The following is a 13,780-nucleotide window of genomic DNA, read 5'->3' as shown; positions in this document are numbered from 1 at the left end:
ACGGTGGCACCGCCATGCAGCACCGCAGGACGAGTCTTATCCGAAGCGGCCGGAGATGTAGTCCTCGGTCGCCTGGACGCTCGGGTTGGAGAAGATGCGCTCGGTGTCGTCCAGCTCGATCAGCTTGCCGGGCTGGCCGACGGCCGCCAGGTTGAAGAAGGCCGTGCGGTCCGAGACGCGGGCGGCCTGCTGCATGTTGTGCGTCACGATGACGATCGTGAAGCGCTCCTTCAGCTCGCCGATCAGGTCCTCGATGGCGAGGGTGGAGATCGGGTCGAGGGCGGAGCACGGCTCGTCCATGAGCAGGACGTCCGGCTCGACGGCGATGGCCCGCGCGATGCACAGACGCTGCTGCTGACCGCCGGAGAGGCCGGAGCCCGGCTTGTTCAGACGGTCCTTGACCTCGTTCCAGAGGTTCGCGCCCTTGAGGGACTTCTCGACGATGTCGTTGAGCGCGGACTTCTTGTACTTGCCGTTGAGCCGCAGGCCCGCCGCCACGTTGTCGAAGATCGACATGGTGGGGAAGGGGTTGGGGCGCTGGAAGACCATGCCGACCGTGCGGCGCACGGCGACCGGGTCGACGTGCGAGCCGTACAGGTTCTCGTCGTCCAGCATCACCTTGCCCTCGACACGGCCGCCGGGGGTGACCTCGTGCATGCGGTTCAGCGTGCGCAGGAAGGTGGACTTGCCGCAGCCGGAGGGGCCGATGAAGGCCGTCACCGAGCGGGGCTCGACGGTCATGGAGATGTCGTCGATCGCCTTGTGGGAGCCGTAGAAGGCGGAGAGGCCGCTGACGTCGATTCGCTTGGCCATGTGAATCACTTCCAATTGCCGCGGTCAGCGGCCGGTCTTCGGGGCCTTCCAGCGGGCGATGCCGCGGGCCACCAGGTTGAGGATCATGACGAAGGCGATCAGGACGAGCGCGGCTGCCCAGGCACGGGCCACCGAGGCGTCGGTGCCGACCGCGTACTGCTCGTACACGTAGAGCGGCAGGGAGGACTGGGCGCCTTCGAAGGGGTTCGGGTTGATGAGCTTCGTACCGAACACGAGGAGCAGGACGGGGGCCGTCTCACCGGTGATGCGGGCGACCGCGAGCATGACGCCCGTGGTGATGCCGCCGATCGCGGTGGGCAGGACCACCTTCAGGATCGTGCGCCACTTGGGGATGCCGAGGGCGAGGGAGGCCTCGCGGAGCTCGTTCGGGACGAGCTTGAGCATCTCCTCGGTGGAGCGGACGACGACCGGCATCATCAGGATGGCGAGGGCCATCGCGCCGGCGAAACCGGAGGGGCCGAAGCCCAGCATCAGGTTCCAGGTGGCGAGGATGAAGAGGCCGGCGACGATCGACGGGATGCCCGTCATGACGTCGACGAAGAAGGTGACGGCCTGGGCGAGCTTTCCGCCGCCGTACTCGACGAGGTAGACCGCGGTCAGCAGGCCGATCGGGGCCGCGATCAGGGTCGCGATGCCGACCTGCTCGATGGTGCCGAGGAGGGCGTGGTAGACGCCGCCGCCGGCCTCGGTGTCGAGGACGCCGTTCATCGAGTGGGTCAGGAAGTAGCCGTCGAGGACGGCCAGGCCCTTGCTGATCGTGACCCAGGCCAGGGAGAGCAGCGGGACGACGGCGAGGACGAAGCAGACCCAGACGAGGCTGGTCGCGACACGGTCCTTGGCCTGCCGGGCGCCCTCGACCTTGGTGGTGACGGCGTACGTCGTGAGGACGAAGAGCAGCGCGGCGAGCATGCCCCACTGGACCTTGCTGTGCCAGCCGGCGGCGAGGCCGATCCCGATGCCCGCGGCGACGGAGAAGACGGCGACGGCGGCCGGGGTCCAGCGCGGGAGGCGGGCGTGGGAGAGGGGTCCGCGCTTGGGAGCGACGGAGACCGGACGTTCCTGTATGGCGTGGCTCATGCCGCGGCCCCCGAGTACTCCTTGCGGCGGCCGATGATCCAGCGGGCGGCGCCGTTGACCAGCAGGGTGATGACGAAGAGGACGAGACCGGAGGCGATGAGCGCGTCCCGGCCGAACTCGTTGGCCTCGTTGAACTTGGCGGCGATGTTCTGGGCGAAGGTGCCGCCGCCCGGGTCGAGCAGGTGGCCCGAGATGAGGAAGCTGGGGGAGAGGACCACGGCGACGGCCATGGTCTCGCCGAGTGCGCGGCCGAGGCCCAGCATGGAGGCGGAGATGATGCCGGAGCGGCCGAAGGGCAGCACCGACATGCGGATGACCTCCCAGCGCGTGGCGCCGAGGGCGAGGGCGGCCTCTTCGTGCATCTTCGGGGCCTGGAGGAAGACCTCGCGGGTGACGTTGGTGATGATCGGCAGGATCATGATCGCCAGCAGGATGCCCACGGTGAAGAGGTTGCGGGCGACGCCCTCGCCGGACTTGTCGAAGATGTACGTCCAGCCCAGGTACTCGTCGAGCCACTTGTTCAGGCCGTCGAGGTACGGGACGAGGAAGATCGCGCCCCAGAGGCCGTAGATGATGCTGGGCACGGCGGCGAGCAGGTCGACGACGTACGCGAGCGGCTTGGCCAGCTTGCGCGGCGCGTAGTGCGAGATGAAGAGCGCGATGCCGATCGCGACGGGCACGGCGATGAGCATCGCGATGACCGAGGAGACGATCGTGCCGAAGGCGAGGACGGCGATGCCGAAGACCGGCGGGTCGCCGGCGGGGTTCCACTCGAAGGTGGTGAAGAAGTTGGTGCTGTCCTTCGAGATCGCGAGGATCGCGCGGTAGGTGAGGAAGCCGGCGATCGCGGCCATGATCACGAGGAGGGTGATGCCGGAGCCTCGGGACAGACCGCTGAAGATGCGGTCACCGGGGCGGGACGCGCTCTTGGCGCGCCGGCTCCTCTGTATGTCTGGTGTGGTGGTAGCCATCTGTTCTTCTCCGGTCTGCGGGTCCCGTACGCGAGTACGGGGGCCCTGGCGGCGGTGCACCGGATGCCGGGCCGGCCCTCGGCGTGAGGGCCGGACCCGGCCGGGGGTCAGGACAGGGTGGGGACGATCGCGCGGACCTTGGCCGCGATCTCGGCCGGGAGCGGGGCGTAGCCGGCGTCGGAGAGGACCTTCTGGCCCTCCTCGCTCACGGTGTAGTTGAGGAAGGCCTTCAGGGTCGGCAGGGTCTCCGCCTTGTTGCCCTTGTCGCAGGCGATCTCGTACGTGACGAGGACGATCGGGTAGGCGCCGTCGGCCTTGGTCTTGTAGTCGAGGGAGAGGGCGACGTCGTTGCCCGTGCCCTTGACCTTGGCGGCGGCGATGGCCTTGGAGGCGTTCTCCGTGGTGGCGGCGACCGGGGCGGCGGCACCGGTGGCGATGCTGACCGTGGAGGACTTGTTGGCCTCGGCGTACGAGAGCTCCATGTAGCTGATGGAGCCCTCGACGTCCTTGACCGCGGTGGCGACACCGGAGGAGCCGTTGGCGGCCTGGCCGCCCTGGGCGGGCCACGACTTCGACTTCGGGTCGTGCTTCCAGTCGGCCGGGGCGGCGGTGGAGAGGTACTTGCCCAGGTTCTGGGTGGTGCCCGACTCGTCCGAGCGGTGGAAGGCCTGGATGGCGGAGTCGGGGAGCTTCGCGCCCGGGTTCAGCTTGGTGATCGCCGGGTCGTTCCACTTGGTGATCTTGTTGTCGAAGATCTTGGCGATGGTGGCGGCGTCGAGGACGAGGTTGTCCACGCCCTCCAGCTTGTACGCGATGGCGATGGGGCCGCCGACCATCGGCAGGTTGACGCCCTTGCCGGTCTTGCAGATCTTCTGGGACTCGGCGACCTCTTCGTCCTTCAGGGCGGAGTCGGAGCCCGCGAAGGCGACCTGGCCCTGGTTGAACTTGGTGATGCCGCCGCCGGAGCCGATGCCCTGGTAGTTGATCTCGACGCCCTCACAGGCGGCCTGGAAGTTCTTGACCCACAGGTCCATCGCGTTCCGCTGCGCGCTGGAGCCGGCGGCGAGCAGCTTGCCCTTGGCGCCGGCGCAGTCGATGTTCGACGCGGCGGTGGACGACTTGGAGGTGCCGCCCTCCTTCGCCGGGGTCTCCGTGTTGTTGTCCGAGCCACACGCCGAGAGGACCAGGGCGCCGGAGACGACGAGGGCACCGATCGCGGAGGCGCGAAGCCCGTTCTTGCGCGAAAGCTTCACTTTCGGGTGTTCCTTCCAGAAGCCGCCTTGCCGCGGACCCGATGTCCTGGTCGTTCTACGGCGGCGCGTGTGGGTTGGTGGTGCATCGCAGTGCTCGGTGCACCGTGTGAGTCCGAAATTAGGCAGAACAGGTGAAGCCGTCGACGGAAGAGAGTGAACGGGAAGTGAACCGTGCCGGAAGCCCGGGTGCGGTGGCGTGGGTGGGCGTCAGTGACGCGCGGTCGCCACGGCGGCGTCCAGGAGCTCTCGGTCGCGCGGCTGCGTGAGGCGCGCGCGGGCCTCGCCCGGCGGCAGCCAGACGAGGAGGTCGACCTCGTGGTTCGGCCCGAAGGCGCCGCCGAGGGCGCGGGCCGCCCAGTAGACGACCTCCTTGGGGCGGCCGGCCACGGTGTAGCGGGCCGTGGGCAGGCGGGGGCCGAGCGCGCACCGCTGGCCCGTCTCCTCCAGGACCTCGCGGAGCGCGCAGGCCTCCGCCGTCTCCCCGCGCTTCCGCTTCCCCTTCGGGTGCGACCAGTCGTCGTACTTCGGCCGGTGGACGAGGGCGATCTCGATGCCCTGGCCGGAAATCGCCGGGCGCCAGAGGACGCAGCCGGCGGCGAGGATCGGCGGTGGGGAGGTCACAGGGCCGGGGCCGTCGCTCTTCGCCAGGCGTGCTGGAAGGCGAAGCGGGCCGCTTCGACCTCGTGGCGCTGGTCGGCGTGGAGGACCCCGAGGGCGTACGCCGTCGCCGGGGCGATCCGGGGGGTGCGGGCCGCCGCGGCGGCGGCCGCCGCGGCTTCGGCGGCGTCGCGGTGCCGGTCCAGGGCGCGGGCGGACTCGTACAGGACGGGGTCGGGCTCGCCGCCGGTGTGCAGGACCTCGGAGGCGTACCGGTGCAGGCGCAGCAGGTGCCGGGTCCGGTGCCAGGGTGCGTCCTGGGTCTCGCCGGTGGCGAGGGCGAGGGCGTCGGCGTTGTACGGGTGGGCCGCCCGGGTCAGCGGGAGGGCGGCCACCGATTCGAGGAGGCGCCGTTCGGCGACCGCGGCGGGCGCGTCGACGACCTCCGTGGCGGGGGCCGCGCCGGCCGGGCCGAGGGGCACGTCGGAGGCGAGGAGGGCGACGGCGTCGGCGACCGCGTGGAAGCGGGCGGAGCCGAGGGCCTGGAGCGCCGCCGAGTGGGCGCGGGTCCGGGCCAGGGTCAGCTGGCGTTCGAGGAGGGCCCCGGCCCGGGCGGCGCCGACGGTGAGGCCCGCGGCGGAGCCGGTGTCGGTGGCCGGGCCGCCGGAGGACCTGCCCGGGCCCGTGGTCGTTTCCCGGTCGCCGCCGCGGGCCGCCGGGACCGGGCCCGGGGTGTTCGACAGGCGGGCCAGTGCGTCCACCAGGCGGACGAGCCGGGAGGTGCAGGCCTGCTCCAGGGCCAGGGTCCCGGAGAGCCAGGCCAGCTCGGTCCGGAGCTGGTCGGCCCAGGCCGTGTCGAGCAGCGGCCGGAAGGTGTGGAGGGTGCCGCCGATCCGGCGGGCGGCGGCCCGCAGCGTGCGGGCCGCCTCCTCCGCCCCGGCCGAGTCGGAGCCGCTCTCTCCGTGGATCCGCAGGCCGCGGAGGAAGTCCGCGGCCCGGGCGTGGAGATAGGGGGCCACGACCTCGCCCGCCGTGACGTCCCGCAGGGGGTCAAGGTTGTGCACGCCGGCGCCTCCGCGCGTCGATGAGCATCTCCTGGACGTGCCGCAGCGGCTTGCCCTCGGGGTCGGTCGCGTGCCGCGTCCAGTTCCCGTCGGGGCCGAGGTGCCAGGAGGAGGTGGTGTCGGACATCCCGGTCTCCAGGAGCCGGGTCAGTGCGGCCCGGTGGGCCGGGTCGGAGACCCGTACGAGGGCCTCGATCCGGCGGTCCAGGTTGCGGTGCATCATGTCGGCGCTGCCGAGCCAGACCTCGGGCTCGCCGCCGTTGCCGAAGGCGAAGACCCGGGAGTGCTCCAGGAAGCGGCCGAGGACCGAGCGGACCCGGACGTTCTCGGAGAGGCCGGTGACGCCGGGGCGTACGGCGCAGATGCCGCGGACCCAGATGTCGACGGGCACTCCGGCCCGGGAGGCCTGGTAGCAGGCGTCGATGATCGCCTCGTCGACCATCGAGTTGACCTTGATCCGCACGTACGCGGGCCGGCCGGCCCGGTGGTGGGCGATCTCCTTGGTGATCCGTGAGACCAGGCCGTCGCGCAGCGACTTGGGCGCGGTGAGCAGACGCCGGTACGTCTCGCGGCGCGAGTAGCCGGAGAGCCGGTTGAACAGATCCGAGAGGTCCGCGCCGACCTGCGGGTCGGCGGTGAGCAGGCCCAGGTCCTCGTACAGCCGGGCCGTCTTCGGGTGGTAGTTGCCGGTGCCGACGTGCGAGTACCGGCGCAGGAGTTCGCCCTCCTGGCGGACGACCAGCGACAGCTTGCAGTGGGTCTTGAGGCCGACGAGGCCGTAGACGACGTGGCAGCCGGCCTCCTCCAGCTTGCGCGCCCACTTGATGTTGGCCTGCTCGTCGAAGCGGGCCTTGATCTCGACGAGGACGAGGACCTGCTTGCCGGACTCGGCGGCGTCGATGAGGGCGTCGACTATCGGGGAGTCGCCGGACGTCCGGTACAGCGTCTGCTTGATCGCGAGGACGTCGGGGTCGGCCGCCGCCTGCTCCAGGAAGGCCTGGACGGAGGTGGAGAAGCTGTCGTACGGGTGGTGCAGGAGGACGTCCCGCTCGCGCAGCGCCGCGAAGATGTCCGGCGCGGACGCCGACTCGACCTCGGCGAGGTCCCGGTGGGTGCCCGCGACGAACTTCGGGAACTTCAGCTCCGGCCGGTCCTGGCCGGCGATCCCGAAGAGGCCCGTCAGGTCGAGCGGGCCGGGCAGCGGGTAGACCTCGGCGTCCGAGACCTTCAGCTCGCGCACGAGGAGGTCGAGGACGTACGGGTCGATGGACTCCTCGACCTCCAGGCGGACCGGCGGGCCGAAGCGGCGCCGCATGAGCTCCTTCTCCAGGGCCTGGAGGAGGTTCTCGGCGTCGTCCTCCTCGACCTCCAGGTCCTCGTTCCTGGTCACCCGGAACATGTGGTGCGCGAGCACCTCCATGCCGGGGAACAGCTCCTCCAGGTGCGCGGCGATGACGTCCTCCAGGGGGACGTACCGCTGCGGGGAGGCCTCCAGGAAGCGGGAGAGCAGCGGGGGCACCTTGACGCGCGCGAAGTGGCGGTGGCCGCTGACGGGGTTGCGGACGACCACGGCGAGGTTGAGGCTCAGGCCGGAGATGTACGGGAAGGGGTGGGCCGGATCCACGGCCAGCGGGGTGAGGACGGGGAAGATCTGCTGGCGGAACAGGGTGAAGAGCCGGGCCTGTTCCTTCTCCGTGAGCTCGGGCCAGCGGATGAGGTGGATGCCCTCGTCGGCGAGGGCCGGGGCGACGTCCTGCTGGTAGCAGGCGGCGTGCCGGGCCATGAGCTCGCGCGAGCGGGTCCAGATGAGGTCGAGGACCTCGCGGGGCTGGAGGCCGGAGGCGGAGCGGGTGGCGACGCCGGTGGCGATGCGGCGCTTGAGGCCGGCGACGCGGACCATGAAGAACTCGTCGAGGTTCGAGGCGAAGATCGCGAGGAAGTTCGCTCGTTCGAGGAGGGGCGTGGTCGGGTCCTCGGCGAGTTCGAGGACGCGCTCGTTGAACGCGAGCCAGCTGCGTTCCCGGTCGAGGAAGCGTCCCTCCGGGAGCTCGTCGCCGAGTGCGCCGTCGGAGACGTACGTGTCGGGGTCGTCGTCCATGTCCGCGAGGGTGGCCGCTTCGGCCGGGTCCGCGGTGAGGGGGTGGTGCGCGCCTATGGAGCCGAGGGAGGCCTGGGCGGACGGCTTCCCCGAGGTCTTCCCCGCGGCCTTCGCGGACGTCTTCGCGGACGTCTTGGCGGGTGACTTCGCGGCGGAGTTCGCGGGCGACTTCGCGGACGCCTTGGAGGAGGTGTTCGCGGACGTCTGGGCGGACGGCGTGGCGGAGGACTGGACCGGGACCTCGGCGGGCTGCTGGCTCATGGCCCCATTCTTCCGCGCGAAGAGGTCGTCGTGCGCGTCGGAGCGGGCCGTGGGGGAGGGGAGTCTTCCTTTGGGGAGGACCGCCCTGCCGGGCTTGATCACGGAGCGCTTCATTGCGTGAGCGTCGCAAGCGCGTCTGAATGGCCGGTAACGACGACATGTCGTGCGGGAATCGGGGGCGGGGCCGTGTCAGGCCCCGCCCCTTCGGGTCGCTACGGGATCACCCGGCGTGCCGGGCGCGCAGCACGCGGAACGCGGCGTACAGGGCGAGGGCGCCGAGGGCGAGGACGATGCCGGTCTCGATGAGCTGGGTGGGCCAGAAGTGTGACTGGGGGTGGTAGTCGACGTACTGGTGGGTGACGCCGTTCCGGGCGAGGCAGCGGTCGAACAGCTGCGTTCCCCCGTCGGCCATGGTGTCCAGGTCCGGGGTCCGGTTCACCTCGTTCCAGCAGATCGACTGGTCGAAGCGGACGCCGGACGCGGTGAGCAGCCCGGATTCCGTCATCAGGCCGTCGTCCGGCGTCCAGAGCGTGGGGCCGTGCGGCCCGGTGACCGTGGCCACCGGGAGGAAGGACCAGCGGAACGCGCCCAGGCAGAGCACGACGAGGCCCATGAGCAGGCCCGTGGCCGCCATGGCGACGAGTGTGCGGCGGATCAGTTGGCCCACGAGGGCGCCGACGGCGACGGCCGCGAGGACGTACGCGAGGAGCACGATGCCGGTGGCCTCGTATGTGCCGGGGTCGGCCCAGTGGAAGTTCCAGCTGCTCGCCACCCGGCCGTGGCCCAGCCGGAAGACGCCCATGAGGGCGAGCGTGCCCAGGGTCGCGACGGCGGCCGCGGTCAGGAGCTTGGCGCGGAGCCAGACGGCGGGGCTCACCGACTGGGTGAGGGAGAGCTTGTACGTCCCCGACTCGAACTCGCGGGCGATCAGCGGGCCGGCGACGAAGGCACCGACGAGGAGGGGCAGGAAGGCCATGCCCGTGCCCAGCTCGGCCAGAGCGGCGCGGAGTTTGGAGTAGGCGGCGTTGTCGTCGGAGGTGGTCCAGCTTCCGTCGGCGAAGGACGTGTCCGGGTACTGCGCGTCCCAGACGCGCAGCCCACCGATCACGGCCAGCGCCACGACCACGGCCGCGCCCATCAGCCACAGGGTCCTGCGGTACTGCCGGACCGTCACCCAGTACGGGCCCTTCAGGGTGAGGGTGCTCATGCCGCGGCTCCTTCGGGGGCGGTGCGGAGGTGGGCGAGGAGGAGGTCCTCCAGGGAGGGGTCCTCGGTCTCCCAGGGGCCGTCGACCGGGCCCTCGCGGCGGACCAGGGCCGTGAGCTGACGGCCCGTCGTGCGGGACTCGACGACCGTGTGCGGGGCGAGGTCGGCGACGGGGCCCCTGAGCAGGGTGTGGGCGGCGAGGAGGTCGTCCACGGCGCCGTCGAGGCGGATCCGGCCGCCGTGGAGCAGGAGGAGGTGGTCGCAGGAGCCCTCCAGCTCGGTGAGGATGTGCGAGGACAGGACGACGGTCGTGCCGCGCTCGGCCGCGTCGGCCATGAGCAGGCCCATGAGCTGGTGGCGGGCGAGCGGGTCGAGGTCGGCCATCGGCTCGTCGAGGAGCAGGAGTTCGGCGCGCTTGCCGAGGGCGAGCGCGAGGGCGACGCGGGTCCGCTGGCCGCCGGAGAGGTCGCGTACGAGGGCGTGCGGGTCGAGCTCGTCGGCGATGACGCGCCCGGCGGCGGCCTCGTCCCAGTGGCCCGGGTTGAGCTCGCGGCCCATGCGCAGGGTGTCGGCGACGGAGAGCCGGGGGTGGAGCGGCTTCTCCTGGGCGACGTACGCGAGCCGCTCGCGGGGCGGGGCCTGGATCGTCCCCTCGGTGGGGCGGATGAGCCCGGCGGCGAGGGCGAGGAGGGTGGACTTGCCGGCGCCGTTCGGGCCGACGAGGGCGCAGACGCGGCCGGCGGGGAGGGCGAACGCGCACTCCCGCAGCGCCCAGCCGCGGCTCCTTCCCGAGTACTTCTTGCCCAGGAGATCGGCCTCCAGTGCGATGCCGTCTCTCGTCATGCGTCGTCCCCCTCGAAGTGTTCCTTCAGTACGGATGTGAAGAGCGCGGACACGTCCTCGCGGTCCAGCCCGGCGGCGCGGGCGCGACGGGCCCAGTCGGTGAGCTCGCCGCGCAGGGGCGAGTCGGCGGGGCCGGTGCCGAGCGTGGCGCGGACGAAGGTCCCGAGGCCGCGGCGGGCCTCGACGAGGCCTTCGCGTTCGAGCTCGCGGTAGGCCTTGAGGACCGTGTTGGGGTTGATGGCCGTCGATTCGACGACCTCGCGTGCGGTGGGCAGTCGGTCGCCGGGCTCCAGGAGGCCCATCCGGAGGGCCTGTTTCGTCTGTTGGACGATCTGGAGGTAGGTGGCGACGCCACTGCGCCGGTCGATGCGGTACTCGACCACGATCCCTTCCACCACCCTTTCACTAATCAAGTAGTGAAAGGGTGGTGGAAAGAAGGGGGCGGTGTCAACCGCCCCCTGCGCAACAGGCGTTACAGCTGCCGTCGCGGAGTCCCTCGCAGGCCCCTACGACTCCGTGCGGTACATCAGGTCCACCTCGTGCGTGGTGAAGCCGAGGCCCTCGTAGACCCGTACGGCCGCCGTGTTGTCCGCGTCCACGTACAGCATCGCCGTCGGCAGACCCTGCGCCGCCAGGTGCCGCAGGCCGATCGCCGTGAGCGCCTTGCCGAGGCCGCCGCCCTGCGCCTCGGGCAGGATGCCCACCACGTACACCTCGCCGAGCTGCTCCTCGGCGTGCGTCTTCGTCCAGTGGTAGCCGATCAGCTTCCCGTCCCGCTCCGCGAGGAAGAAGCCCTTCGGGTCGAACCACGGCTCGGCCGTCCGGTCGTCCAGGTCCCGCTGCGTGAGGGAGCCCTGCTCCGGGTGGTGCGCGAACGCGGTCGCGTTGGCGGCGAGCCAGGCCGCGTCGTCCTGCCCGGGGACGAACGTGCGGACGGTGACGCCCTCGGGCAGCACCGGCTCCGGGATGTCGAGGGGCGTCAGGGGCCTGCGCAGCTGGCGGAGTTCGCGGAACAGCGTCAGGCCGAGGACCTGCGCGAGGTGCCGGGCCGCCGACTTGCCGCCGTGCGCCCAGACGCGCAGCCGCTTGCCGGAGGCGGCGAGCAGCGCGGTGCCGAGCGCCCGGCCGTGGCCGCGGCCGCGGTGCGACGGGTGGACGACGAGCTCGGCGGCCGGGGCCTCGATGGGGTCGGTCTCCTCCAGCTGGGCGTAGCCGTAGAGGTGCGGGCCCACGGAGAGCAGGAAGTGACGCACGCCCTCGCGGCGGCCGTGCCGCAGGTAGAGCCGCCCCTGCTCGGACACGGCGTGCAGCCCGTCGGTCCGGTCGGCGGCCTCGAGGAGCTCCAGTACGTCCTGGACCTGCTCGGGGGAGAGCTCGTCATACGTGTGGATCTGCCGTCCCGGTTCGAGGGCCGGCGCCGCGTCGGAAGTCATGGGTACGAGCCTACGGCGACAGGTCGTCAGCAAGAGGCAACTGTCTTGTAACCGGCTACCCCCTGTTGCGCTACGCGCGTTGACTCTAGGCTGCACGCGCAACGGGGAGTTAGATCAAGGCCGCGAAACGGGGCAAGGGGACTAGGGGAGAGATGGCAGCGTCATCGAGGAAGAACAAGACCGGGCGGCGGATTCTGGCCGCGGGCGCGGGACTCGCGACCGTCGGCGCGCTCGTCGCCGCGATGCCGTCGTCGGCGGGTGCCGCCGGGGACGGGTTCGCCGCCGAGGCCGCGAACGGGTACGGGAACGGCAAGGGCTGGGGCCGGATGGTCGACGTCCAGCTGCTGTCCTTCAACGACCTCCACGGCACCCTGGAGCCGCCGGCCGGCTCCTCCGGGCAGGTCACCCGGATCAAGGAGGACGGCACCACCGAGAAGATCGACGCGGGCGGCGTCGAGTACCTGGCCACGCACCTGCGCCAGGCGCGTGAGGGGAATCGTTACTCCGTCACGGCCGCGGCCGGTGACCTCATCGGCGGCTCGCCCCTGCTGTCCGGCCTCTTCCACGACGAGCCGACCATCGCGGCCCTCAACAAGCTGGACCTCGACGTCACGTCCGTGGGCAACCACGAGTTCGACGAGGGCGCGGTCGAGCTGGCCCGCATGCAGGACGGCGGCTGTCACCCGACCGCCGGCTGCTTCGTCGAGGGCAAGACGTTCCGCGGAGCCGACTTCCCCTACCTCGCCGCGAACGTGACGAAGGAGAAGACGGGCAAGCCGATCCTCGACCCGTACTTCATCTGGGAGAAGGACGGCGTCCGGATCGGCTTCATCGGCGTGACCCTGGAGGGCACCCCGAACATCGTCACCGCCGAGGGCGTCAAGGGCCTGAAGTTCGGCGACGAGGTCGAGACGATCAACAAGTACACGAAGATCCTGGAGCGCAAGGGCGTCAAGTCCATCGTCGCCCTGATCCACGAGGGCGGCATGCCGGCCTCGTCCGGGTACAACTACAACTGCGACGGCAACGGGGACGGGGAGGGCGAGGGCGTCTCCGGCGCGATCGTCGACATCGCCAAGAACGTCTCGCCGCAGGTCGACGCGATGGTCACGGGCCACACGCACCAGGCGTACGTGTGCTCGATCCCCGACCCGGCGGGCAAGCCGCGCCTGGTCACCTCGGCGTCCTCGTTCGGCAAGCTCTACACGGACACCACGCTGACCTACGACCGCCGCACCAAGGACATCGTGCGCACGGCCGTCGACTCGGCCAACCACGTGGTCTCGCGTGACGTGGCGAAGGCCCCGGACATGACGAAGCTGATCACGGACTGGAACTCGCTCGCGGCCCCGATCGCCAACCGCCCGCAGGGCTGGATCGCCGCCGACATCAACGGCCGCGGCTCCACGGCGTACGAGAAGCCGCTCGGCGACGTCATCGCCGACGCGCAGCTCGCGGGCCTGGCCCCGGCGGACAAGGGCGGCGCGCAGCTGGCCCTGATGAACCCGGGCGGTATCCGCGCGGACCTGGTGTGGGCCGAGTCGGCCGCCAAGGAGGGCAACGGCGTCGTCACGTACGGCGAGTCCTTCACCGTGCAGCCCTTCACCAACATGATGAACGTCGTCGACCTGACCGGCGCGAACGTGATCTCCGCGCTGAAGCAGCAGGTCAGCGGCTCGAACCTGAACGCGGTCAAGATCCTTCAGGTCTCGAAGGGTCTCACCTACACGCTCGACATGACGAAGACGGGCGCGGACCGCGTCGTCGACGGCACGATCAAGCTGAACGGTGAGCCGATCGACCCCGCGAAGACCTACCGGGTCGCGATGAACGAGTTCCTGGCGGGCGGCGGCGACGGCTTCCCGGCCCTGGCCACCGGCACGAACAAGCTGGTCGGAGCCTCGGACCTGGACCTCTTCAACGCCTACCTGGCGGCCAACTCCACGGCGGCGGCGCCGCTGCAGGTCCCGGCCGCGGACCGGATCACGGTCGTCAAGTAAGCCGGTGACCGGGATCGCGGGGCCTGAAGGTCCTGTGATCCACGGGTCGCCCGAGAGGGGCGGCGGACCGTTTCGGCGGTCCGGCGCCCCTTTCCCGTTCCCCCGCGGGGCGGGAGGGGTCCGCGGTCTGGTGGGCTTGATGT

12 protein-coding genes are annotated in these 13,780 nt (G+C 71.1%); 1 reads left to right on the top strand and 11 read right to left on the bottom strand.

All coding sequences use genetic code 11. The features are described 5' to 3' along the window. Positions 1 to 36: 36 nt before the first annotated feature. From pstB to mshD, 11 genes are all read right to left on the bottom strand, one after another. Positions 37 to 813 (bottom strand): phosphate ABC transporter ATP-binding protein PstB, encoded by a 777-nt coding sequence (gene pstB, locus ACF08F_RS13845; RefSeq protein ID WP_392298697.1) that lies wholly within the window; start codon positions 811 to 813, stop codon positions 37 to 39. Between the two features lie 24 nt (positions 814 to 837). Further along, positions 838 to 1,911 carry a phosphate ABC transporter permease PstA gene (pstA, locus tag ACF08F_RS13840; protein WP_392298696.1) on the bottom strand — a complete coding sequence of 358 codons (1,074 nt, stop codon included), beginning with the start codon at positions 1,909 to 1,911 and terminating at the stop codon, positions 838 to 840. Further along, on the bottom strand, positions 1,908 to 2,882 hold the full coding sequence (pstC, locus tag ACF08F_RS13835) for a phosphate ABC transporter permease subunit PstC (protein WP_392298695.1): 975 nt from the start codon (positions 2,880 to 2,882) through the stop codon (positions 1,908 to 1,910). Before pstC ends, pstA begins: the two co-directional genes overlap by 4 nt. Positions 2,883 to 2,989: 107 nt before the next feature. After that, positions 2,990 to 4,135, bottom strand: a complete 1,146-nt coding sequence (gene pstS / locus ACF08F_RS13830) for a phosphate ABC transporter substrate-binding protein PstS (protein WP_392298694.1) — start codon at positions 4,133 to 4,135, stop codon at positions 2,990 to 2,992. 207 nt (positions 4,136 to 4,342) lie between these two features. Beyond that, positions 4,343 to 4,756 carry an NUDIX hydrolase gene (locus tag ACF08F_RS13825; RefSeq protein ID WP_392298693.1) on the bottom strand — a complete coding sequence of 138 codons (414 nt, stop codon included), beginning with the start codon at positions 4,754 to 4,756 and terminating at the stop codon, positions 4,343 to 4,345. Then, entirely contained in the window at positions 4,753 to 5,796 is a 1,044-nt protein-coding gene (locus tag ACF08F_RS13820) for a CHAD domain-containing protein (protein WP_392298692.1), read from the bottom strand. Before ACF08F_RS13820 ends, ACF08F_RS13825 begins: the two co-directional genes overlap by 4 nt. Then, positions 5,783 to 8,269 (bottom strand): RNA degradosome polyphosphate kinase, encoded by a 2,487-nt coding sequence (locus ACF08F_RS13815; RefSeq protein ID WP_392298691.1) that lies wholly within the window; start codon positions 8,267 to 8,269, stop codon positions 5,783 to 5,785. Before ACF08F_RS13815 ends, ACF08F_RS13820 begins: the two co-directional genes overlap by 14 nt. 106 nt (positions 8,270 to 8,375) lie before the next feature. Beyond that, a complete protein-coding gene (locus ACF08F_RS13810) occupies positions 8,376 to 9,362 on the bottom strand; it encodes an ABC transporter permease (protein WP_392298690.1) in 987 nt (328 codons plus the stop codon). Then, on the bottom strand, positions 9,359 to 10,204 hold the full coding sequence (locus ACF08F_RS13805) for an ABC transporter ATP-binding protein (RefSeq protein ID WP_392298689.1): 846 nt from the start codon (positions 10,202 to 10,204) through the stop codon (positions 9,359 to 9,361). The genes ACF08F_RS13810 and ACF08F_RS13805 overlap by 4 nt, the downstream gene beginning before the upstream one ends. Continuing rightward, entirely contained in the window at positions 10,201 to 10,587 is a 387-nt protein-coding gene (locus ACF08F_RS13800) for a GntR family transcriptional regulator (RefSeq protein WP_141297796.1), read from the bottom strand. Before ACF08F_RS13800 ends, ACF08F_RS13805 begins: the two co-directional genes overlap by 4 nt. A 123-nt stretch (positions 10,588 to 10,710) precedes the next feature. Further along, the gene (gene mshD / locus ACF08F_RS13795) at positions 10,711 to 11,637 is read right to left on the bottom strand and encodes a mycothiol synthase (protein ID WP_392298688.1); all 927 of its coding nucleotides are present in this window, start codon (positions 11,635 to 11,637) and stop codon (positions 10,711 to 10,713) included. Positions 11,638 to 11,789: 152 nt separating this feature from the next. Between mshD and ACF08F_RS13790 the strand changes: the two genes are divergently transcribed. Next, the gene (locus ACF08F_RS13790; RefSeq protein ID WP_392298687.1) at positions 11,790 to 13,637 is read left to right on the top strand and encodes a bifunctional metallophosphatase/5'-nucleotidase; all 1,848 of its coding nucleotides are present in this window, start codon (positions 11,790 to 11,792) and stop codon (positions 13,635 to 13,637) included. Positions 13,638 to 13,780 lie beyond the last annotated feature (143 nt).

The sequence above is a fragment of the Streptomyces sp. NPDC015130 genome (genome assembly GCF_043080005.1).
In the GTDB taxonomy this organism is placed as follows: domain Bacteria; phylum Actinomycetota; class Actinomycetes; order Streptomycetales; family Streptomycetaceae; genus Streptomyces.
Note: the sequence above shows the minus strand (reverse complement) of the source record. Positions and strands in the feature narration are given on the sequence as shown.